The organism is Shouchella phoenicis (assembly GCF_047238345.1).
In the GTDB taxonomy this organism is placed as follows: domain Bacteria; phylum Bacillota; class Bacilli; order Bacillales; family Bacillaceae_D; genus Shouchella.
Genome location: NZ_JBDFMQ010000001.1, coordinates 1,834,911 through 1,855,218 on the forward strand (window position 1 = coordinate 1,834,911; position 20,308 = coordinate 1,855,218).

General features: G+C 37.5%; 22 protein-coding genes. 9 read left to right on the forward strand and 13 right to left on the reverse strand.

Features of this window, described 5'->3' with window-relative positions; genetic code table 11:
- Positions 1 to 9: 9 nt before the first annotated feature.
- The 5 genes from ABC361_RS09900 to ABC361_RS09920 all read right to left on the reverse strand — a co-directional run bounded on the left by ABC361_RS09900 (position 10) and on the right by ABC361_RS09920 (position 5,469).
- Positions 10 to 432 (reverse strand): hypothetical protein, encoded by a 423-nt coding sequence (locus tag ABC361_RS09900; RefSeq protein ID WP_413073829.1) that lies wholly within the window; start codon positions 430 to 432, stop codon positions 10 to 12.
- 129 nt (positions 433 to 561) lie between these two features.
- Entirely contained in the window at positions 562 to 1,389 is an 828-nt protein-coding gene (locus ABC361_RS09905) for a tubby C-terminal domain-like protein (protein WP_413073830.1), read from the reverse strand.
- 1,680 nt (positions 1,390 to 3,069) lie between these two features.
- Complete coding sequence (locus tag ABC361_RS09910) at positions 3,070 to 3,570, reverse strand: tubby C-terminal domain-like protein (protein WP_375078522.1); 501 nt, start codon at positions 3,568 to 3,570, stop codon at positions 3,070 to 3,072.
- Between the two features lie 877 nt (positions 3,571 to 4,447).
- A complete protein-coding gene (locus tag ABC361_RS09915; RefSeq protein WP_413073831.1) occupies positions 4,448 to 4,663 on the reverse strand; it encodes a hypothetical protein in 216 nt (71 codons plus the stop codon).
- Between the two features lie 596 nt (positions 4,664 to 5,259).
- Positions 5,260 to 5,469 carry a hypothetical protein gene (locus ABC361_RS09920; RefSeq protein ID WP_413073832.1) on the reverse strand — a complete coding sequence of 70 codons (210 nt, stop codon included), beginning with the start codon at positions 5,467 to 5,469 and terminating at the stop codon, positions 5,260 to 5,262.
- 383 nt (positions 5,470 to 5,852) lie between these two features.
- On the opposite strand from ABC361_RS09920, the gene ABC361_RS09925 reads away from it, so the two are divergent.
- Positions 5,853 to 7,031: a pyridoxal phosphate-dependent aminotransferase gene (locus ABC361_RS09925; protein ID WP_413073833.1), complete on the forward strand. Its 1,179-nt coding sequence runs from the start codon at positions 5,853 to 5,855 to the stop codon at positions 7,029 to 7,031.
- 43 nt (positions 7,032 to 7,074) lie between these two features.
- Complete coding sequence (locus ABC361_RS09930) at positions 7,075 to 7,740, forward strand: nucleotidyltransferase family protein (protein ID WP_413073834.1); 666 nt, start codon at positions 7,075 to 7,077, stop codon at positions 7,738 to 7,740.
- A gap of 15 nt (positions 7,741 to 7,755) precedes the next feature.
- Here the strand turns inward: ABC361_RS09930 and ABC361_RS09935 are convergent, their stop codons facing one another.
- Together ABC361_RS09935 and ABC361_RS09940 are read right to left on the reverse strand one after the other, a co-directional pair.
- Positions 7,756 to 7,890: a hypothetical protein gene (locus ABC361_RS09935; protein WP_413073835.1), complete on the reverse strand. Its 135-nt coding sequence runs from the start codon at positions 7,888 to 7,890 to the stop codon at positions 7,756 to 7,758.
- Positions 7,891 to 8,005: 115 nt separating this feature from the next.
- The gene (locus ABC361_RS09940; protein WP_413073836.1) at positions 8,006 to 8,401 is read right to left on the reverse strand and encodes a hypothetical protein; all 396 of its coding nucleotides are present in this window, start codon (positions 8,399 to 8,401) and stop codon (positions 8,006 to 8,008) included.
- 275 nt (positions 8,402 to 8,676) lie between these two features.
- On the opposite strand from ABC361_RS09940, the gene ABC361_RS09945 reads away from it, so the two are divergent.
- Positions 8,677 to 10,785 carry an alpha-amylase family glycosyl hydrolase gene (locus ABC361_RS09945; protein ID WP_413073837.1) on the forward strand — a complete coding sequence of 703 codons (2,109 nt, stop codon included), beginning with the start codon at positions 8,677 to 8,679 and terminating at the stop codon, positions 10,783 to 10,785.
- Between the two features lie 78 nt (positions 10,786 to 10,863).
- Here the strand turns inward: ABC361_RS09945 and ABC361_RS09950 are convergent, their stop codons facing one another.
- Positions 10,864 to 12,162: a homoserine dehydrogenase gene (locus tag ABC361_RS09950; RefSeq protein ID WP_413073838.1), complete on the reverse strand. Its 1,299-nt coding sequence runs from the start codon at positions 12,160 to 12,162 to the stop codon at positions 10,864 to 10,866.
- 189 nt (positions 12,163 to 12,351) lie between these two features.
- Between ABC361_RS09950 and ABC361_RS09955 the strand changes: the two genes are divergently transcribed.
- Positions 12,352 to 12,591 (forward strand): hypothetical protein, encoded by a 240-nt coding sequence (locus ABC361_RS09955; protein WP_413073839.1) that lies wholly within the window; start codon positions 12,352 to 12,354, stop codon positions 12,589 to 12,591.
- Between the two features lie 273 nt (positions 12,592 to 12,864).
- Here ABC361_RS09955 and ABC361_RS09960 read toward each other — a convergent pair whose 3' ends face one another.
- The 4 genes from ABC361_RS09960 to ABC361_RS09975 form a co-directional block, all read right to left on the reverse strand.
- Positions 12,865 to 13,302, reverse strand: a complete 438-nt coding sequence (locus ABC361_RS09960; RefSeq protein WP_413073840.1) for a PH domain-containing protein — start codon at positions 13,300 to 13,302, stop codon at positions 12,865 to 12,867.
- Between the two features lie 123 nt (positions 13,303 to 13,425).
- Positions 13,426 to 13,722 carry a hypothetical protein gene (locus ABC361_RS09965; RefSeq protein ID WP_413073841.1) on the reverse strand — a complete coding sequence of 99 codons (297 nt, stop codon included), beginning with the start codon at positions 13,720 to 13,722 and terminating at the stop codon, positions 13,426 to 13,428.
- Entirely contained in the window at positions 13,715 to 14,008 is a 294-nt protein-coding gene (locus ABC361_RS09970; RefSeq protein ID WP_413073842.1) for a hypothetical protein, read from the reverse strand. Before ABC361_RS09970 ends, ABC361_RS09965 begins: the two co-directional genes overlap by 8 nt.
- Before the next feature lie 68 nt (positions 14,009 to 14,076).
- The gene (locus ABC361_RS09975) at positions 14,077 to 15,510 is read right to left on the reverse strand and encodes a DEAD/DEAH box helicase (protein WP_413073843.1); all 1,434 of its coding nucleotides are present in this window, start codon (positions 15,508 to 15,510) and stop codon (positions 14,077 to 14,079) included.
- Positions 15,511 to 15,656: 146 nt separating this feature from the next.
- On the opposite strand from ABC361_RS09975, the gene ABC361_RS09980 reads away from it, so the two are divergent.
- The 4 genes from ABC361_RS09980 to ABC361_RS09995 all read left to right on the forward strand — a co-directional run bounded on the left by ABC361_RS09980 (position 15,657) and on the right by ABC361_RS09995 (position 18,178).
- Entirely contained in the window at positions 15,657 to 15,806 is a 150-nt protein-coding gene (locus ABC361_RS09980) for a hypothetical protein (protein ID WP_413073844.1), read from the forward strand.
- Positions 15,807 to 15,873: 67 nt separating this feature from the next.
- Positions 15,874 to 16,413 (forward strand): ClbS/DfsB family four-helix bundle protein, encoded by a 540-nt coding sequence (locus tag ABC361_RS09985; RefSeq protein ID WP_413073845.1) that lies wholly within the window; start codon positions 15,874 to 15,876, stop codon positions 16,411 to 16,413.
- On the forward strand, positions 16,403 to 17,215 hold the full coding sequence (locus ABC361_RS09990; RefSeq protein WP_413073846.1) for a GNAT family N-acetyltransferase: 813 nt from the start codon (positions 16,403 to 16,405) through the stop codon (positions 17,213 to 17,215). The genes ABC361_RS09985 and ABC361_RS09990 overlap by 11 nt, the downstream gene beginning before the upstream one ends.
- A 183-nt stretch (positions 17,216 to 17,398) precedes the next feature.
- The gene (locus tag ABC361_RS09995; protein ID WP_413073847.1) at positions 17,399 to 18,178 is read left to right on the forward strand and encodes a 3-hydroxybutyrate dehydrogenase; all 780 of its coding nucleotides are present in this window, start codon (positions 17,399 to 17,401) and stop codon (positions 18,176 to 18,178) included.
- A 270-nt stretch (positions 18,179 to 18,448) separates the two neighbouring features.
- Here the strand turns inward: ABC361_RS09995 and ABC361_RS10000 are convergent, their stop codons facing one another.
- Positions 18,449 to 18,919 (reverse strand): peptide-methionine (S)-S-oxide reductase, encoded by a 471-nt coding sequence (locus tag ABC361_RS10000; protein ID WP_413073848.1) that lies wholly within the window; start codon positions 18,917 to 18,919, stop codon positions 18,449 to 18,451.
- Positions 18,920 to 19,083: 164 nt separating this feature from the next.
- Here ABC361_RS10000 and ABC361_RS10005 point away from each other — a divergent pair, with 164 nt between their 5' ends.
- Entirely contained in the window at positions 19,084 to 20,298 is a 1,215-nt protein-coding gene (locus tag ABC361_RS10005; protein WP_413073849.1) for an MFS transporter, read from the forward strand.
- The last annotated feature ends 10 nt before the right edge of the window (positions 20,299 to 20,308 follow it).

Sequence of the window (20,308 nt, forward strand, 5' to 3'; positions counted from 1 at the left end):
CCGCAATCCTCAAGGAGATTGCGGTTTTTTGATTCGTTTCCAGATGGATTCAGTCAAAAGATAAACATGAAAATAAAAAATAGCAGCGACAGATCCTATAACAAAGACTGCGATGTAATCCATTAATGACTGGGGCTGACCGAATAGAAGGACCACGATGATCCCCGCCATTCCGCCTGTCAAAGCATAAAAAAATAAGTTCACTGAGTAAGTATTGAAGTCTGGCCATTTGCTTAATAGTTTACGAATGATGTAGGATGCTGGGGCTCCAAGCACAACATAAGCTGGCAAAAAATAGATCGCGACAAAGAAAAACCGTTCAGAGAAATCAAATTGATACACACCGGGTTCGGGTGTGGCAAACAAAGATGGACTCGCAACCAAAAGCCCTATTACGAGGACGGTTACAAAAGCTGCGACAAAATGAATCATAGAAAACTCCTTATAACGAGATAAACGAACCTGGTCCTTTGGCAATATGATAAAAGAGCTTTCCTTTAAAAGAGGAAAGCTCTCGATCGTTAATTAGAATATTATAACCTAATAATGTTTGAAAAGGTTTTATCGACTATTCTCAACTTTAACAATTGCTTGTTGATAGATGCCTACTTTTTCGATAAAAGAAAGGCGTTCAGGTAACTGGTCGTCTAACTCGTGCTTCCGACCACGGTTGCCCTCTCTCCCTTTTCCTTTTATCTCAAGTAACGTACGGTTTGCCATTAAAATTACAGGACCATCATTTATTTCTTTCACCTTAGTTTCTCTGCTAAGTCTTGGGCTTATCACCTCGTACTGAGTCCCATCTTCTGGTTTATAAGAGAATAACATTTGATTTTCCAATTGTTTTCGTGATAGTTTTGCCACTTCGAAGCTTCCATGCTTGTTATTATTTTTGTAGACAATCCACTTGTCGCGCCAAAGCGATTTTCTCATAGGTATATGTTCAAAATAAACGATATCTCCTGAGAGGTGATCTTTGACTTCTACGTTACGATAGTCAATAAAGCCTAATAATGATACCCATTTTTCATAGCGGTTTCTAAACCGAAATTGAAAACTTGCAATGGCTTGCTTACTCTCATTATAAATTTGTACAGGGTGGTTATGCATCATCCAATACGGTTCTTGATACGCATATTCCCCTTGATTCAGCGTCTCAGTTGTTAATTGTTCTAATTGATCTTCCTTATGTGCTCGTTCAAGTGCTTGTTTTCGAGACCGGAATCTAAAGTAAAAACTGATAGCTGTAATAACAATAATGACACCTAATAGGGAGATAACTGTTAGATAAATATCCGAGAGGGGTTCATTTTGTATGAAGGCACGTATTGGCTCTGCTACTATAAATAGGATAGCAGCTATGAATATTGCTAACATTCGTGGGCTCATAAACGACAACTCCTTGTAAATTTTTCCTTCCTCTAAACTATCCCTTTAAATGACCTAGCTCAAACTTCATAATGAAAGGTAATGTGCTATTATAGTGAATCTCAAGGTAATGGTTTTTATTTAAAATGTAAATCAAATTACGCTTTCAACCAGTTTGAAGCCTTCTTGTCTCACTAACGTGTACGATTAGCGACATAAAATAAGGCGAACTTCGCAGTATCCATAAAATGCATGAAAAATAAGACATCTTATATAAATGCCTTTTAGTTCTTGGAAACGTATCCTTTTAACTATGATCATTGGTTCAGAGACTGGAAAGTCCAAGGATGGAGCCTGCTATCCCCAAGAAACATACTGTAGTTAAAAGAGTATTGTTACTTAATGAGGAGAAAATTGAAGAAAAAAATAACATTATAACACTAAGACTGACTGTGAAAACTCCTGAAACTAAGAGTATATTCTTTTTCATACTTACGCCACCTTCTTTTACGATCATTGAGTTTAAAAAGATATGTTACCTATAAGTTGACTAGGTACAAAGAAAGTTATTATCCTGAAAGCTAGCATAAAAAGTTCTGAGAATACGATAAGCCTACTCATCTGCTCTATTTTTAGTTTTCTTTTTACTCATGACGTAATGCAGTAAATAACATATAGATAGTCCAATAAATTGGATATAGATTAAAGGATTAGGATTAAATATTATTATCGTACTACTTAGTAATAGAAAAATGATTAATGCAATTAAATAAGTCTTCCTCATTTGATTGCTCCTTCTGCAAGTTTACCTGATAAATTGATTCTTTTACTTCAGCTTTATTGCTGAACATTAAAAGAATGGTCGGTATTATCCATAGTGATCGTTAAATAAACTGGGTAATCTGAAATAATATGAGCGTTAATTAGTGGTATAGCGTTGTACTTCGACATCTAAACCATCCTTTTAATCATCGTTTTAATAAACAGATTAAGGATATTCTTACTCTACAGGCTGCTTCTGTTTTCATTACTTCCATTCTAAAAAATCGACAAGTTTCTAAATAGTAAGATGTTTATAATTAGTGTCGTAACAGACCCCGCTAATAATAGGAGCATTAATTTTTGCCAGTTTATATCTTTAGATGACTCCATCGCCTCTCTGGATACAAAATACCATACAACAGCTGAAGTTAGAGCTATTAAAGCGATTATACCTTTGGACATAATTTACAACTCCTTAATTAACGAAGTTTTGATATTTTTAATATCCACCATTTTAAGTGATTGGATACAGACGATTCCAGTCCATAAACCGAGCGGTAAAGTTAATCTGTACTAAACCGCTCAAACTGATTGAAGGTACTCTAGTTATTTAAAGAACAAATTAGAACTAGAATAAACTAGGAGAACAACACCAATACCCATGTTGACAGATATCAGATCTGCTCCAAATTTTAGTTTGTAGAGTAAATTCAAACTTATAATTCCTATGCTCAAGAAAAAAACTACATAGAGTAATAAGCTGTTCAATCGGTAGTGGTTTCCAAAGATACTCAACATAAAAGCAACTCCTATGTATATGTTGTTATTTACAATAACATCTTAATGTGGTCCTACCGTACAGTTAATCCCAAAGAAGTCCATAAACTGCGAAGAATATTATATTTATTCTGGCTTTATATTTAAAGTGACTAGCGTTTGCTAATAAGCAATAATAAAAGTATGTAAGCATGCTATCACTAGCTCGATGTCAATCTCTTGATTATAGATTTTGATGTAATGATTTAATGAGAGCCCTTTTCTTTTTATCCTTGATTCTAGTACCTTTTGATTGTCTTTGTATACGATTCTAATGCTATCGTCACTTTTTACAATACTGTAGGTTTCTCTGCCGAATCTCACCTCAAATAGTTGAGGGTTAGCCTTTGCAGAGATTGGTTCAGTAGTAGCCTGAGACTTAATATTGAATTTCCGTTTGAAACTCCAGGATTCTGTAACAGTGACTTGGGATTTACCCAATTCGTCCCTTAATAAGATATTTACACAAGATTTTGGCTCTCTATAAGCCAAGAGCTTATCAATAATATTGTCATTAAACCGTCTGAGGGTATATATTTTTTCAAGACTATCGTTAAAAACAACTTGCTCTGTTTTTGAATTAACATTGACCAACATTTCATAATAATAATCAAAGTCTTCCAACCTAATCACACCTAATTCAAGATTTGCAACAATGTAAGTTGTGCGATAGTCATTCTACAATAAAGTTAGCAAAACTAAAACCTTTCGGACTAAGAATCAGGTTTCACGTATTCATAACACTAGCAAATAAAAAAGCCCCCTATTGGAAGCTTTAAGGTGAAGCCTTTCTACGAAACTTTCGCTGATATTCTCCTGAAACAACTAGCCAATAAAGAAAACTTGCAGTGATGAAAAATGACCAGTCATAGGCTGGAGCAGCGTACTCAAGCATAAAAAAAATGAAAGAACAGAGTAAATATGTAATGAAAGAGATTTTGATATATCCTTTCGGGTTATTCATTTAAAAACGTCCTTTTTGAACAGTTTTGATATTTCGAATAATACCATCTATTAAAAATAAATACCAGTCAATCTATGCGAACGCATCTATTATACCATTTAAATTATTTGTTGCTCTTAAATCTTGAATAATGATAACCAACAGTAGATATTGAAATTATCATTATGAAGAAAAAAATAATTTCAATAAATCGTTCTGAAGACCAGACATCGATGTAGTGCAAAAATACCCATGTAATAAAAATTATGGTTGCTCCTGAGTAAATCGTTAATCGTATGGCATTCATTTTACCCCACCCTTATTGTTAACCTATATTAAATTAAGGTTAACATAACCGTAAGGGTTTTACGAAAAATTTATGGAATTTATAATCAGGACGGCAATAATTACCTTGAAATTGTACCGTTAACATGTCGTTCATTTTTAATAAAAGAGAGATCTGTACGCACGAATGCTATCCCCTCATTACTTATGAATTTGTTTCATGTTCCTTTCTTTTGCGCTGTGAATTGGGTTACTACTTATTGATACTCTTATCTACTTTTTCTGAGAGCGGTTTGCTTTTTTTCTCCTCATAAACAAAGAATAGAAAATCAAAAACACGAGGGCTGAACCAACGCCATATAAAGCGTGTTGAAGCCAGTTGTCAGTAAAACTGTAGTCTCTCCCTTCAATGATTAACATACCTAAATAACTCCCCATCGATACTGCCATGAATGCAATTAGTGCATCAAATAATCGACTCTTTGTCATAGTGAAACCTCCAAACGTGCTCTACGTTTTCAATAACCTTGGAAACGGAAATATAATGCTACCATAAAGGTAAGATGGATTCCGCGCATGATTAAATCGATATTGATTGAAAACAACGAAAAAGTAAGACAACCATCGCTCTCGAGAACTTATTTTTGAACCGATCGCATATAGATTGAATCACGCAAAAAAGGGAGTATTACAAAAGCCAATTTCGTGAGGATTAATGCATCTTGAAAGTAATACTGATTCATTTGTCTGTTCTCCACACCAATTGATCCTTATATAACCGAAGTTACTACATGTCTAAATTTGCAACAGTGATGTAGTGAGAGTCCTGAAAAACTAGCACTTCACGATGGCATACTTTATGTTATTGTAAGTATGAGGTGAAATAAATGTCCGGAAACCAGAAAGCCCTTTTCGTAATTGCTATTGGAGTTATTATAGGTATTTTAGGTTATTTTCTTGTAATAAGAGTATGCTTACCTAATATGATGGGGCCAGTTGAACTGAATTTTTCTTCTTTCCTACATTAAAAATTGCTTGTGATGATTTATAAACTGGGTTGAGAATCAGCTTATAGCTTTTTAACTTTAATTGCTTGTACTCCGTTTTATCTCTTCTTCTAATTCATGTATTTCTATAGTCCAACTATCTTTAGTGCTGTAAAGAATATCTCGTACAAGCTTTGTATACTCTTTGTTTTGCATTAACTCTTCACCCAATTCTTGAAGATCTTTCTTTAACTCGGCAACGACCTTTATTTTTTGTTCAATAGATAGATAATCATAAATTCGTCTCATTAAAACCAACTCCCCCTTTACTTTCATGATACAGCATTACGTTTTTGTTAAGTGCTTATACATAAAGTAAAAACCGATGATCGCTAAAAAACTTCCGGCAATTACCATCATCACAAGTTGAATATCCATCTTTTTAATCCCCTTTACTCATAATGGTATCTATCATTCATTGTATTTACGTTACATTTACGATGAGGTTTCATTAATATGGTAATATTGGAACTAAACAGAATTCTTACCACGTTTACACTTAAAATGAGCAATTCATTTTGAGAAGATTAATAAAAGTTCAAGCGTTCGTTATCAGAATATGCGATACTAACAGGAAGTTGTACATATGCTTTCCGTTTCTAAAATCCTTGTACTATTGGAGGAACTTACATATGACGAAATTTGAACAATCCAAACTTTTGCAAGGATTACCTGACCAATTTTTTGCGAAATTAACAGCAAAAGTGCGAGATCAAATTGCAAAAGGACATGATATCATTAATCTTGGGCAAGGAAACCCTGACTTACCTACTCCCTCTTTCATCGTAAAAGCTTTGCAAGAGGCAGCGTCTGACCCTCTTTATCATCAGTATGGTCCTTTTAGTGGACATTTGTTTCTAAAAGAAGCGGTAGCGACATTCTATAAACGTGAATACAACGTAACCCTCGATCCAGAAACGGAAGTAGCGGTTTTGTTTGGCGCGAAAACAGGACTTGTGGAGGTTAGTCAATGCCTTTTAAATCCTGGTGATGTCGCGTTGCTTCCTGATCCTGGTTATCCAGATTACGCATCAGGTATTGCTTTAGCTCAAGCGCAAAGTGCACTCTTCCCTCTTCTTGCTGAAAATGAGTTTCTCCCTAATTATTCGGCCATCCCCCCAGAAGATGTTGAAAAGGCGAAGCTCTTATTTTTAAATTACCCAAACAACCCTACAGCAGGTGTTGCCACTCATGAATTTTTTGAGGAAACGGTTCAATTTGCTAGCGAAAATCAAATTTGTGTTGTGCATGATCTTGCTTATGGAGCAATTGGCTTTGACGGCGTCAAACCACCGAGTTTTTTACAAGCAAAAGATGCAAAGGAAACAGGTGTAGAGATGTACACCCTTTCAAAAACGTATAATATGGCAGGCTGGCGTGTAGGTTTTGCAGTAGGAAATGCGTCCGTGATCAATGCGATGAACTTGCTTCAAGATCATCTTTACGTTAGTTTATTTGGTGGCATTCAGCATGCTGCTGCAACGGCACTTTTATCCGATCAAAAAGAAACGAAAGAGCTTGCGGCTCGTTATGAGAAACGCCGAAATGTATTTATTAATGGATTAAAACGGATTGGATTAGAAGTGGAAGCGCCAAAAGGATCGTTTTTCGTGTGGATGCCTGTTCCATTTGGGTTTACATCGGAACCCTTTGCAGATTACTTACTAACGAAGGCACATCTTGTCGTTGCACCTGGAAACGGATTTGGAGAACAAGGTGAAGGATATGTGCGAATCGGTTTATTAGCTGATGAAGATCGCTTAGAAGAGGCAATTAAAAGAATGGAGAAACTAGAGTTAAATGCATGTTAACTATAAATATAGTCAGCAAGAATTTAACTACTGAGGTGAAAAAATGGGGAAAATTGCGGCGTTTATTTTGGCAGCTGGGTTTTCAAGGCGTATGAATGAAGATAAATTGATGCTTCCACTTGGTGAAGAACCTTTAGGCTTACGTTCAATAAAAACAGCATTGCAAAGCGATGTTGACTATGTGTATGTCCTTGTGAAAGATAAGGAAATTCCGTTTTACACTCAGGTAAATCATACAGGTCGCTTACAATTCATTACGAATCCTGTTGCGAAGGAAGGACAGTCTGCATCGATAAAATTAAGCGCAAAAATGGCGATGGATTCTCAGTTCGATGGGTTAATTGTTCTACTCGCTGATCAACCTTTATTAACACCTAAACACATTAATCGCTTGATCAAGGCGTTTCATCGTGAGGAAGAACGTGACACGATTGATTTTGTCGTAAGCGAGCATAATGGTGTCATTCAACCACCTATTTTTTGTCACAAACGAAGATTTATCGATTTACTATCGTTAGTTGGAGAAGAAGGGGCCAAAAAGATAATCGTTCAAACGGAAGAAAACAGGGTTACGCGGATTCAATATGAAGATGATGTTGCGTTTCAAGATGTTGATACACCTGAAGATTATGAGAATGTGGTAAACGTGTTAAGAAGACAAGATCTTGAAGTGAATGAAGGAAAAAGAAATGGAACAGATAAGAGATAGCGAAGTGGCTATGCGCTATTGAAGAGATTTCGGTTCTTTACGAAAAACAGATTTAAGTAAAGTAATCTCTGCCCTCTTTAAAGGTCTGCTGAGTTTATTCTCACAATCACGAATGAGGAGAATTAACATCTCATCTTTTGTCTGTTCCATACTTCCCTCCTTTACGAAGGCTTCTTTTATCATAATCATAAGAACGGTTAATTTCAAGTATTATCCATAGGATTTGATCCATCGTTAAAAATGAACATGTACGTAGCGAAAAAGTTTAATAACGGTCTAAAATGATTAATTTCTCCAAATACTCGGCTGGTGAGCTCACGTTTGTTGCTGAAATTTTACTCATTAACTTAGCCACGTGCATTAACTGAAATTTTAATGTCACTTCATTTAAGCTGCATGGTTCGTCCCTTAATTGGAGCCAGTCATAAACCATAACAGAGTGTTTAATGAGAGTATGTAAAGAATAAGTCTCTTCCATTCGCTGCTGATTCATAAATGTTGCACCAATATAATATTCCATGAAGAGTGTTACATCGTTCTTACAGAGATATGTAATAATATCATTTTCAAATACTGTGGCCTGTCCACTTTCATTTAAATGAAAAGGAAGATCATTTAATAACCGAACTTTTCTACTAATAAGAGCCCCCTCCTCCCTCATACATATTCCTTATTTCTCCCTTCCCAACTTTTATTTAATATAAACGTTGCTCGATCTTTTATTTTTGCAATTATGGATAAATTTATGATCCGATTTTGAATTCTAGTTCTAATTACCCATTTACGAACAAATTGTCCATCAACTAAAACTAAAAGAACAACTTTTCTCATTCATAAGGGCAATGCTTTTGGTTACACCCAAACAACCCCGTCTTTTATTCATTTAAAGGGCGGGGTTTGTTTTATTACTTACATTCTTTTAGAGGGGGAACATCTTTGAAAGGTTCTACTATGATTATAAGAGTGGCATCAATCAGCATTTTATTCTTCTTTCTACTTTCTTCACCTACTATTGTTCAGGCTGACGTAACAAACAAAGTCAATTATTCTCAAGATGTAATCTATCAAATTGTCACCGATCGGTTCTCTGATGGAAATTCAGCGAATAATCCTTCTGGAGCAATCTTCAGTCAAACGTGTAGCGATTTGCACAAATATTGTGGAGGGGACTGGCAAGGAATTATTAATAAAATGAATGATGGCTATTTAACAGAGTTAGGCATTACAGCCATTTGGATTTCGCAGCCAGTTGAGAATGTATATGCCCTTCATCCGAGTGGCTATACATCGTACCACGGCTACTGGGCACGTGACTATAAAAAAACAAACCCGTATTATGGAAGCTTTGCTGATTTTGATCGATTAATTCAAACAGCACATAGCAAAGGGATTAAAATCATTATGGACTTCACACCCAATCATTCATCACCAGCTCTTGAAACGAATCCTAATTATGCTGAAAATGGAGCCATCTATAATAATGGCGTACGGTTAGGCACGTATTCAAATGATCCGAACAGGTTATTTCATCATAACGGCGGAACGGATTTTTCATCGTATGAAGACGGCATTTACCGCAATTTATATGATTTAGCCGACTATAATTTAACGAACAAAGTCATGGATCAATACTTAAAAGAATCAATTAAGCTATGGCTAGATAAAGGGATTGACGGCATTCGTGTAGATGCTGTTAAACATATGTCAGAAGGCTGGCAGACGTCCTTGATGAGCGACATCTATACGCATAAACCGGTTTTTACATTTGGCGAATGGTTTTTAGGAGCTGGAGAAGTCGATCCTCAAAATCATCATTTTGCGAATGAAAGCGGCATGAGCTTGTTAGACTTTCGATTTGGTCAAACCATTCGAAGCGTGTTGAAAGATCGAAGCAGCAACTGGTATGATTTTCACGCGATGATTGAGAGCACGGAAAACGATTACGACGAAGTGATCGATCAAGTCACGTTTATCGACAATCATGACATGAGTCGTTTCACTGTGGAGCAATCAAAACGCCAAACCGATATGGCGTTAGCGGTTATGCTTACATCTCGAGGTGTTCCGACGATTTATTATGGAACAGAACAATATTTAACAGGTGGAAATGATCCTGAGAATCGCAAGCCGATGAAGACGTTTGATCGTTCGACGAATTCCTATCAGCTGATTAAAAAGCTGGCTTCTTTAAAACAAACAAATTTGGCTTTAGGCTATGGAGAAACAACTGAACGATGGATTAACGCAGATGTCTATATCTATGAAAGAACATTTGGCAATCATGTTGTGCTAACGGCTGTGAACAGTAGTAGTAAGAGCTACTCCATTAATAGTCTCAACACGTCTTTGCCTCAAGGGAACTATGCCGATGAGCTTCAACAGCGTTTGGATGGTCATGCTATTTCTGTTCAAGCAAATGGATCCGTGAATGCTTTTCAACTACGTCCAAACAGTGTATCTGTTTGGCAGGTCACAAAACCGCAATCCTCCCCTTTAATCGGTCATGTTGGCCCAATGATGGGGAAAGCTGGAAACACGATCACGATAAGCGGCGAAGGTTTTGGAGATAAAAAAGGCAGCGTTCTATTTGGCTCTTCTCCCTCTGAAGTGGTGTCTTGGTCAAATACAAAAATCGAAGCCAAGATTCCCAATGTGACAGCTGGGCACTTCGACCTTTCCGTTGTGAGTGCGACAAACGTGAAAAGTCCTGTTTATAGCAAATTTGACGTGTTAACTGGTGATCAAGTTAGCGTTCGCTTTGCAGTGAACAACGCAACAACAAATGCAGGAACCAATCTTTACATCGTTGGAAATGTTAGCGAGCTTGGGAATTGGGACACAAATAAAGCAATTGGTCCAATGTTTAATCAAGTGATGTATAAATACCCGACTTGGTACTATGACATTAGTGTCCCTGCAGGAAAAAAAGTGGAGTATAAATATATTAAAAAAGATCAAAATGGCAACGTTGTTTGGCAAAGCGGCAATAATCAAATTTTTACAACGCCTCATGCAGGAACCGATACCGTTATAACAGATTGGTAATAAAAAAGTAACCTATCTCCAGTTTCGGAAATAGGTTTCTTTTTTATCGTCCTTTTATGCTAAACAAAACAATGAACATTAGCCTTTTTGTTCAACTCGATAGTAACTTGCAACGTTTGCAACAGCTTCGAGCTGTTTTAATTTCGTTACTAGTTCTTTTACAACAGCTACCGTGGTCGTATGTGTGATTAAAACAACTTCCGCTTGCTCGTGCTGATCTTCTAGAGGTAGCTGAATTAACCGTTCAAAACTAACATCATGTTGAGCGAAAAGAGTGGTAATCGCAGCAAACGTTCCGGCCCTGTCGTATACATGTAAGCGAATAAAATAAGGTGATTGAATGTCATTCTCTTGTTTAAATGCCGTTTGAAACATCGGGGTTTGATAAGACATACCGTGGACACGTCGCTGAATATTTTTTGCTACAGTCACAAGATCACTGACAACCGCTGTCGCTGTAGGTAATGATCCTGCGCCTGGTCCATAATACATCGATTCCCCCATCGCTTCACCTTCTACAAGCACCGCATTAAATTCATTGTGAACATTGGCTAATGGATGAGCATTTGGCAAAAGCGTTGGTTCTACTCGGACTTCTAGTTGGCCCTCGTCTTTTCGAGCTAAACCAATTAATTTCATTGTATAACCGAACTGCTCACAAAACGATAGATCGATATCAGAAACATGTCGAATCCCTTTAACGGATACATCAGAGATATGAACCGGTGTAGAAAAAGCGAGTGTCGCAAGGATGGCCATTTTTCGTGCTGCATCAAGTCCATCAACATCTGAAGTTGGATCTGCTTCCGCATAACCAAGTGTTTGCGCTTCATCTAACACATCATCAAACGTTCGCTTTTCCTCCGTCATCTTAGTCAGCATGTAGTTTGTTGTCCCATTTACAATACCCATTACTTTTGTAAGCTTATCTGCTGATAAGCCATCAGTAATTGTACGAATGATTGGAATCCCACCCGCGACACTCGCTTCATAGAATAGATCGCAATGGTGCTCATTCGCTTTATGTAAAAGGGTTGCTCCATACTCGGCCATTAAATCTTTATTTGCCGTTATGACATGTTTCTTTTGCTTTAAGGCACGCTCAATGAATTCGCGGGTTTCTTCTATCCCACCCATTACTTCAATAATAACGTCAATGGAAGGATCATCAATAACATCATTTGCATTTTCAGTTAGCTCTAGTGATGAGAGCCAAGATTCCCGTGATTTGCTTATGTTTTTAACAAACGCGCGCTTAATTTCAATATGCCGTCCAATTTGATGGGATAATGTTTCTTGATGCTGTTTAATGATCGATGCGACTCCTGTACCAACCGTTCCTAACCCTAACAATCCAATCTGTATCGCTCTCTCCATGACCAAACCACCTTTTGTTCTCTCTATAAATACAAATGTCTATTTATAAAGGACATTATAGCGGGTATTTTCCTCCGTATCAAGGCTTTTTTCCATTAGAGAGCTCAATTATGCAAATGAATTTGTTTAGCTCTTACTAAACAAGGTTATATAAGACTTGTAATATCAATCATGTAAGGAGTGAAGAGCATGGATAAATTGGCTAGTTTAAAGAATGAAAGCTTCGCACAAAAAAAGCTTTTTCAAGACAAGAATTCTCCTGATTTAAATTGGTCTGACCCTGTTTTAGACTCTGAAAACGTAGTCTCAACTTTTGAAGGTATTAATCATGAAGGTTTAGTTGTAAAACGAATTGAAGTCTACCCCTTTAAAAACCTAAATGGGAAAACCACATACGTCGTTAAAGAAACTGAAGTTACTCCCGCATAAGTAGATGCGGGTTTTTCTTGTCTGACACATACTTTCACTATTAATCTTTCTTTAATACGTAGAGTAATAAAATTTTAAATAGAACGATTGTAAACAACACTGGAATCACACCAAACGATAGCAATATCGGTGCCATCATGCCCCAAGGGCCATACAGACCTCCTAAAATCACGCCACTTATAAAGCCGATTCCTATTGGTGCTCTTACGAATCCCTTCTTACGTCCATTCATATTGCCAATGGAAAATGGAAAGGCATTTTTTACGTATTCTTTTAGTGGTTATGAAATCGAATACGACTGTTATAGTTTTGGATTTCATTAATAAACACGTCTATATGTTCCGGTGCAATTCGAACAGTTTTATTCGGCCTATAGTGAACAATGAAGTTCTCTGCAGAAAGCGTCGTATTGTTCACTAGCGGTTGTGAACTTTTCTCTATCACTTCAATATCATGAAGCTCAATGGCTTTACGGATGGGTCCTTGTTTAACGATTAGCTTTTCTTCAGTTAGTATGTATGATGTTCCAAACCACGTCCAAATGGTGTAAATTCCTAGTGGGAGTACGAAACCATATATGAGTAAGACCGTTAAGTCGTCATTATGGTGTCTTGTATGTATAAACGGATAATAGATACTAATGTACAGGCAAATGATTCCGATTAAAAGGATTAACACACTATACCAGTCTTTCCTTGCCTTAAATTTCAATTAAATCGCTCCTCCGACTATATGCGTGTTTATTTTACTACGATGTGTGTGCTAGTAAACATTTAATAATTCTAAGAATGTAGGGATCTTATTTGATTCGTAACTTGTGACAGTACATTATGGTTAAAGATCTTTTTTCAACACGTATAAGAAAAAACTTTTTATAATGACGATTACAATCAATACTGGGACAACGCCGAAAGAAAGCAGTATTGGTGCCATCATCCCCCAAGGGCCATACAGACCACCTAAAATCACGCCACTTAAAAAGCCAATTCCTAGTAAAAGCAAGAAGAATGTGATCCACTCAGGTTTCCAACCTACCTCAAACGATTTCTTTTTCACAACAACAGAGACCACGGTATAGACAATTAGCACTAGCCCTATTCCTAAAATGATTCCAAGCGTATCATCAGACATCGTAGCCCTCATCTTCTACCTCAAAATGGATTAAATACGAAAAATAGGTCGATATGAGTAAACCTATAAGCAACGTAACCCGCCAAACCATTTGCTCAACATATATGAACGTGAAGACCATACTTATAAACCACACACTCGATAAAGCAATGTTTTTCTTTTTGCAGCGCTTACTTAGCTCGTTTCTTTTATGACAATGAGGGCATGTTACTTGGGTAAATTCTCCTTTTAAAACATTCAGCACCGCGATTTCTTCCCTACAATGGTTACATTCTCTATTTTTCATTGACTTCCACCTCTCTCCTTTCCAATTAATGAAGCAAAGAACCGTTCCCCACGAAACGGTTCTTTCTTTTATTTCTTTGCTTGATGAACTTTGAGTTGTTTTCCTTTGACCGTAGATTTACGTAAATGTTCGAGCACATGTGAGCCTTTATCGTTTAAAATTTCCACAAAGCTTGCATTTTGCTCAACTGTAATAATGCCAATATCGTTTGCGTCTACATTTGGAATTGACGTAATCGTTCCGACCAAATCACCAGCGCGAATTTTCTTTTGTTTACCTCCGTTTAAATAAAGCTTCATAATGCCTTCATTAATTTTTTTCTTTTCTTCTGTTGCATGTGTAACGGTTTTATCTCGATAAAAATGCTTTTTTTGTTGAGTCGAAACATGTGGAATGTCTTGAAAAAGAAAGGTAAACCCTAGTTCTTGTTCAAATTCAGTCAAAGCTTCTTGGTCGTCTGTTGTAACAAGTAAAATCGATTTTCCAACTGCGCCATTACGCCCGGTTCGCCCTGTTCGATGAATATAATGTTCAATCGATTGCGGGAAACTTGCGTGAATGACGAGGGCTAGATTATGAACATCAATTCCTCTCGCTGCAAGGTTAGTTGATAGCAAATATCGGATTTGGCCAGATTTAAATTGATTCATTACTTGTAAACGCTCTTCCTGTCTCATTCCGCCATGAAGCTTGCCGAGTGATGGCGTCGTTGCTTTCATTTTTTGAAAAAGGTGGTCAACATCTCGTTGGGTTTCGCAAAAAATGAGCGCATTGTCAGCTCCTTCCTTATGGAGCACATTGAGGATTAAATCGCTTAACGGCTGTGTCACTTGAACTGCCATATGCTGAATGGCAGGGGTGTCCATTATTTCTTCGTTTTTCAAATAGACTGGGTGGTCCATAATGTTTTCTATGAGAGCTTCCACTTCTTCTGGAAATGTAGCAGAAAACAATAAATGGGTTCGTTCTTTCGGCAGTTGTTGAAAAATAGCCTCGACTTGTTCGAAAAACCCTTTATTAAAAAGCTCGTCCGCTTCATCAATGACGACATATTGAAGCTTCGATACATCCAGTGTCCCTTTTTGTAAATGGTCAAGAACCCGACCTGGCGTGCCAACAACAACATGAGTTTTTTGCTTTAGGCTTAATTTTTGTTTTTCATAAGACTGTTTTCCGTAAATGGCTTTAATATGGAGCCGTTTGAAACGTCCGATTGCAGTCAGATCCTCTTTCACTTGATCTGCTAGCTCGCGGGTTGGGGTTAAAATTAAGGAATGTACTTTATTCTCATCCCAATCTATTTTTTCACATAAAGGAATGCCATAGGCTGCTGTTTTGCCGCTTCCTGTTTGCGATTGGGCAACAAGATCCTGTTTTTCTTTATGAAGCAGCAATGGAATCACCATTTGCTGAATAGAAGTTGGACTAGTATAGTGTAAGAAAGATAGAGCACGTTTAATTTCGTTACTTAGTGGATACTTGGAAAATAATTTTTTATTCATATAACACCTCACACCCTTAAGCATACTCTATTTCTGACAAAATAGAAAAGCCAACTTGTCAATTTTAAAATAGTCATGAACAAGATTGGCTTCACGATTTACGTGCGCGAATGACAACGACGTTACAAAAGGTTAGGTGATGTTTAATGGAAGGCATACAATTAGGGCTCTCCTTGCTAGTAGCGATTGCCTTTATCGTTTTAATGTTTGCGCTTCTCCGTATCATTGTTCGAGTCGTTTTTGCTATATTTAAAAAACTAATTCAGTTGTATCAACAATCTCGATCAAACGAATAGTGCAACTTTGTGCATATGTATTTCTTTCCGAATAGTTAAAATTAAATGATGAAAGGTGAGCTTTCAATTGAATGAAGGCATGTTAAAAGAAAAACTACTAGCGGATAATGAAATGCAGTTCGAAGCTCTTCTAAACCTTATAAAATCTGTACCCGCTCGAAAAAGAACGTTATCTGTGGACATCAGTGATCGTGATAAAAATTTTCGCGACGTCATCATGCACGTATATGAATGGCAGGCTATGCTGGAGCGCTGGTATCGTGAAGGTATGGATGGCGATTCCCCTTTCATGCCCGCACCTGGTTACAAGTGGCGCAATCTACACTCTCTCAATCAACGGATTCGGGAGGCGTATCAAGATGTGATGTTGAACCAAGCGCTCAAAAAAGCAACATTAAGCCATGAGAGATTGACGGCTTTAATCAAACGCCACACTGAAGAAGAACTCATGACAAAAAAGTATTACAAGTGGACAAAAACAAGTAATTTGCATACATATTTTGCCGCGAATACGTCGATTCACTATAAATGGGCGTTAAAGAAGTGTGAGCACATCGCGGTGAACATTCAACATCAAGCAGTAGGAGCTGGACGGAATGATTCATGAGTTACAGCGGAATGAATTTTATAAGTGTTATGAACTGATTGATAAGGAAACCTTGCTTGAAGCAGCCGCAGTAATAAATGGGATAAACTCTGGTCGCATTTTTGTCGATTCTTTAGACTGCCCTGCAACTGCAATCGTTTGGCTTGGTAATAACGACGGTTTTCTTTTTATAGGCAAAGCGGAGAATCCTACGTTGGTAAAAGAATTAAACGAATGGATTGATCAATTTTTAAAAAAAGAAGTTTCCCAATTAGGCTTAACGTGGTTTGAAGCAATTGCCACACATGAAAGTTGGTATACCTTTTTCGAGAACGCGTTTACGCACCGTAAAACTGAAAGCTGGCATCAGGAAGTATATAAAATCGATCAAAAGAAAACACATTTCTCTCTAAAGAAGGGATATCATTTGCTTCCTCTTGATCATTCTTTGTTTAACCTTCCAAATGTGTTTCAGAATGTTGCTGAGATTGAGAAGAAAATAAACGAATGCTGGGATACAACGGAGGCCTTTTGTAATCAAGGAATAGGCTATGGGATTGTTTACAAAAATGAAATCGTTAGCATTTGCTATTCGGGTTTTGTGTATAAAGGCGCTCATAATATAAGCATTGAGACAAAAGCATCTCATCGCGGACAAGGTTTAGCTGAGTCATGTGCACGCGCTTATGTGAACGAATGCGTTAGTCGAAACGTCCTTCCGTACTGGGATTGTATGATAGAGAATAAGCCTTCTATTGCATTGGCAAGAAAGTTAGGCTGTCAGAAGGTTCAGCAATACACTGGATATACCTTTCCTTTTTAGTAATTATTCTATTATTGTTACCAAAACATTGTTCAGAGTTTCTTTTTTAGATAGATGCATTCCTACTAATTAATACAATCCCGAAAAACCGTTATGAGCTGAATAGCACAGAACATGATCGACATCACTTTCTACATTTATTTGTTCTACATTCTATGGTAGATGAATCTGGAGGATCTCTCTATGACACGTTCAAATCAAGTTGCCTTAATAACAGGTGCTGCAAGTGGAATTGGTTTTGAAATTGGAAAACGCTTTGCCTCCAATGGTGCAAAGGTGATGTTAGCTGACCGCGATGAAGCTGGATTAGCACGTGCCAAAGCCTTTTTTGATGAGCAAGGCTACACAGCAAGCGTTGTTCTTGCTGATATGACAAAAGAAAAAGACGTACAAAAAATGATTGAAAAGACAGTGAGTCAATTCGGGCGGTTGGACGTTTTAATAAACAACGCTGGTATGCAGCACGTTGCTCCAATTGAAGAATTTGAAGTAGACCGGTACCGTTTGCTCATTGATATTATGCTTATAGGTCCGTTTTTAGCGATTAAATTTGCCTTACCCGTAATGAAAGAGCAAGGTTATGGACGCATTATCAATATGTCTTCCATTAATGGGTTAATAGGTTTTGCAGGAAAAGCCGCCTATAACAGTGCAAAGCACGGTGTGATTGGCTTGTCTAAGGTAGCTGCTTTAGAATGTGCTGAGTCAAACATTACGGTGAACTGCATTGCACCAGGGTATATCGATACCCCTCTCGTGCGTAATCAGATGAAGGATTTGGCACGTGCGCGTGGCGTGGATGAAAAAACGGTGTTAGAAGATGTTATCTACCCGCTTGTTCCCCAAAAACGTTTAATCACCGTTGAAGAAGTTTCAAGTATGGCGGTTTATTTATCAACAGAAGAAGCACGAGGCATTACCGGACAAACGATGGTCATTGACGGTGGGTATACGGTGCAATAAAAATGGAGTAACAGCAAGCATTTGCTGTTACTCGTGTTAATTATAGATGGATTTAAGTTTGTAGCCATGACTTTCTTCTAAACACACCTTCCCATAAGAATACGTCGATTGTCTCCATCTAAACATGTATGCGCTGCTTAAAAATCGTGCCCATAATCAAGCTCTTGAAAGTTGCCGCTTTACACGTACAGCATGAGCTTTTAACTGATGTACTTGATTCATCTGTATGGTACTTCCTACATTCTCATTAATCGTATTAATAAAATTTTCTTACAGATACTTTTTCAAAAGCGTCTCAGGGATATGGCAATAATCGTCTGGACATCGAGTCAATCGATCTTGGTGTTCATCTGCGCTGCGTATGTAATGTGTAAGTGGTAAAACCTCCACTACGATCGAATCTTTATCCTCTCTTGCATCTATAAACGCTTTCGCTTGATCAAGATGAGCAATCTTTTCACTGTAAACCCCAGTGCGGTATTTCCTTCCGACATCCTGGCCTTGTTTGTTAAGGCTATAAGGATCAATGATTTCAAAAAAATCGTGCATTAATTCGTGAACGGTTACTATACAGGGATCAAATGTTGTTCTGACACATTCTGCATAACCATCATAAGGTCCTGCCAACATCTGCGTTGTACCATTCGCTCTGCCTGCTTCAGTTGATGTGACACCAGGTAATGTTTTTATGAATGCTTGCACGCCCCATAAACATCCTCCGGCAAAATAAATGACTTCCATGTTTCTTCCTCCAGAGTTTTCCAAGAATAATACGTCTACTATACATCGTAGAGGATTATTCAGCTACCCTTCATTTGAAATTAATTCCTGTAAAAAAGACTTGCGTGTGACTTTACGTCACACCCTATGCTTAGATATATCTTCTTGTTGAAAGGACGAATAAAATGAATCAATCACTCTTTAAAAATCGCCCCTTTATCTTTTTATTTATGGCAAGTTTTTTAGCGATTATTGGCTATAGCATGTTCTTTATGACAACGACATGGTTTGTGATTTCAGATCTTGGGTCAGCACGTTCATTAGGGATCATTTTAATTGCCATGACGGTGCCAAGAATTGTCATGATGGCGTTTGGTGGGGTCATTGCAGATAAATTTAAGAAAACGACTATTATGTTTAGCACAAGTTTCATTCAAGGGATATCTGTATTAATCGTGTTTTTCTTTCATCAATCAGGTGAATTACGATTTGAATATCTTCTCGGTTTAGGACTCATTTTCGGTACGCTGGACGCTTTCTCAGGACCTGCAGGTACATCGCTTATACCGAAAATGGTTCTAAAAAGCCAAATTAAGCAAGCAAACGCCATCATTCAAGGGCTTGGTCAAATTGGTTTTGTCGTTGGTCCTATCATTGCAGGAAGTGTGATGGAATTTGGTGGGGTAACAACAGGCTATCTTGTTGCTGCAATCATTGTATTATTATCGGCTTTCTTCATGTTTCCTCCCTTCTTAAAAGAGGGACCAGTTGATAATACGGTCAAACAAACACCGCTTAAAGATTTACTAGAAGGGTTTTCTTATGTAAAAGCGAGTAAATTTTTAGTAACGGGTATTCTAATTCTAATTACGCTAAACTTTTTTGCTTTTGGAGCGATTTCCATTGCAATTCCCATTCTTGTAGAAACATATGGTGGAACGCCTATTAATTTGAGTTATATTGAAGCAGGTTTAGGGATTGGTATGCTCGTCAGTACGGCTATTATTGGCACAGTTAAAATCCGGCGTCGAGGATTAACTTCCATTCTTGGCTTAATCGCAACACTTATTGTAGCGATCGCTTTTAGCCAAATTCCAAACTTAACCATTCTTACTGTGCTGGCATTTTTAATTGGGTTTACGATGACATTTGTTTCCATTCCTTTTTTCACGTCAGCTCAAGAAGACACAGATCCACGCATTATGGGTAGGGTCATGAGTATTGTCTTTCTCGCCATGAATGGATTTGATCCCCTGGCTTATGCAGGTGTAACGTTCCTTGTATCAAGAGGGATTGATATTCAATCGATTATTCTGAGCTTTTCACTTATTGGATTATTCATTGCGTTTCTCCTTTTATGGAAAGGCAAAACCTATCGAAAACATAAATCAATCTATTAAAAAAAGTGAG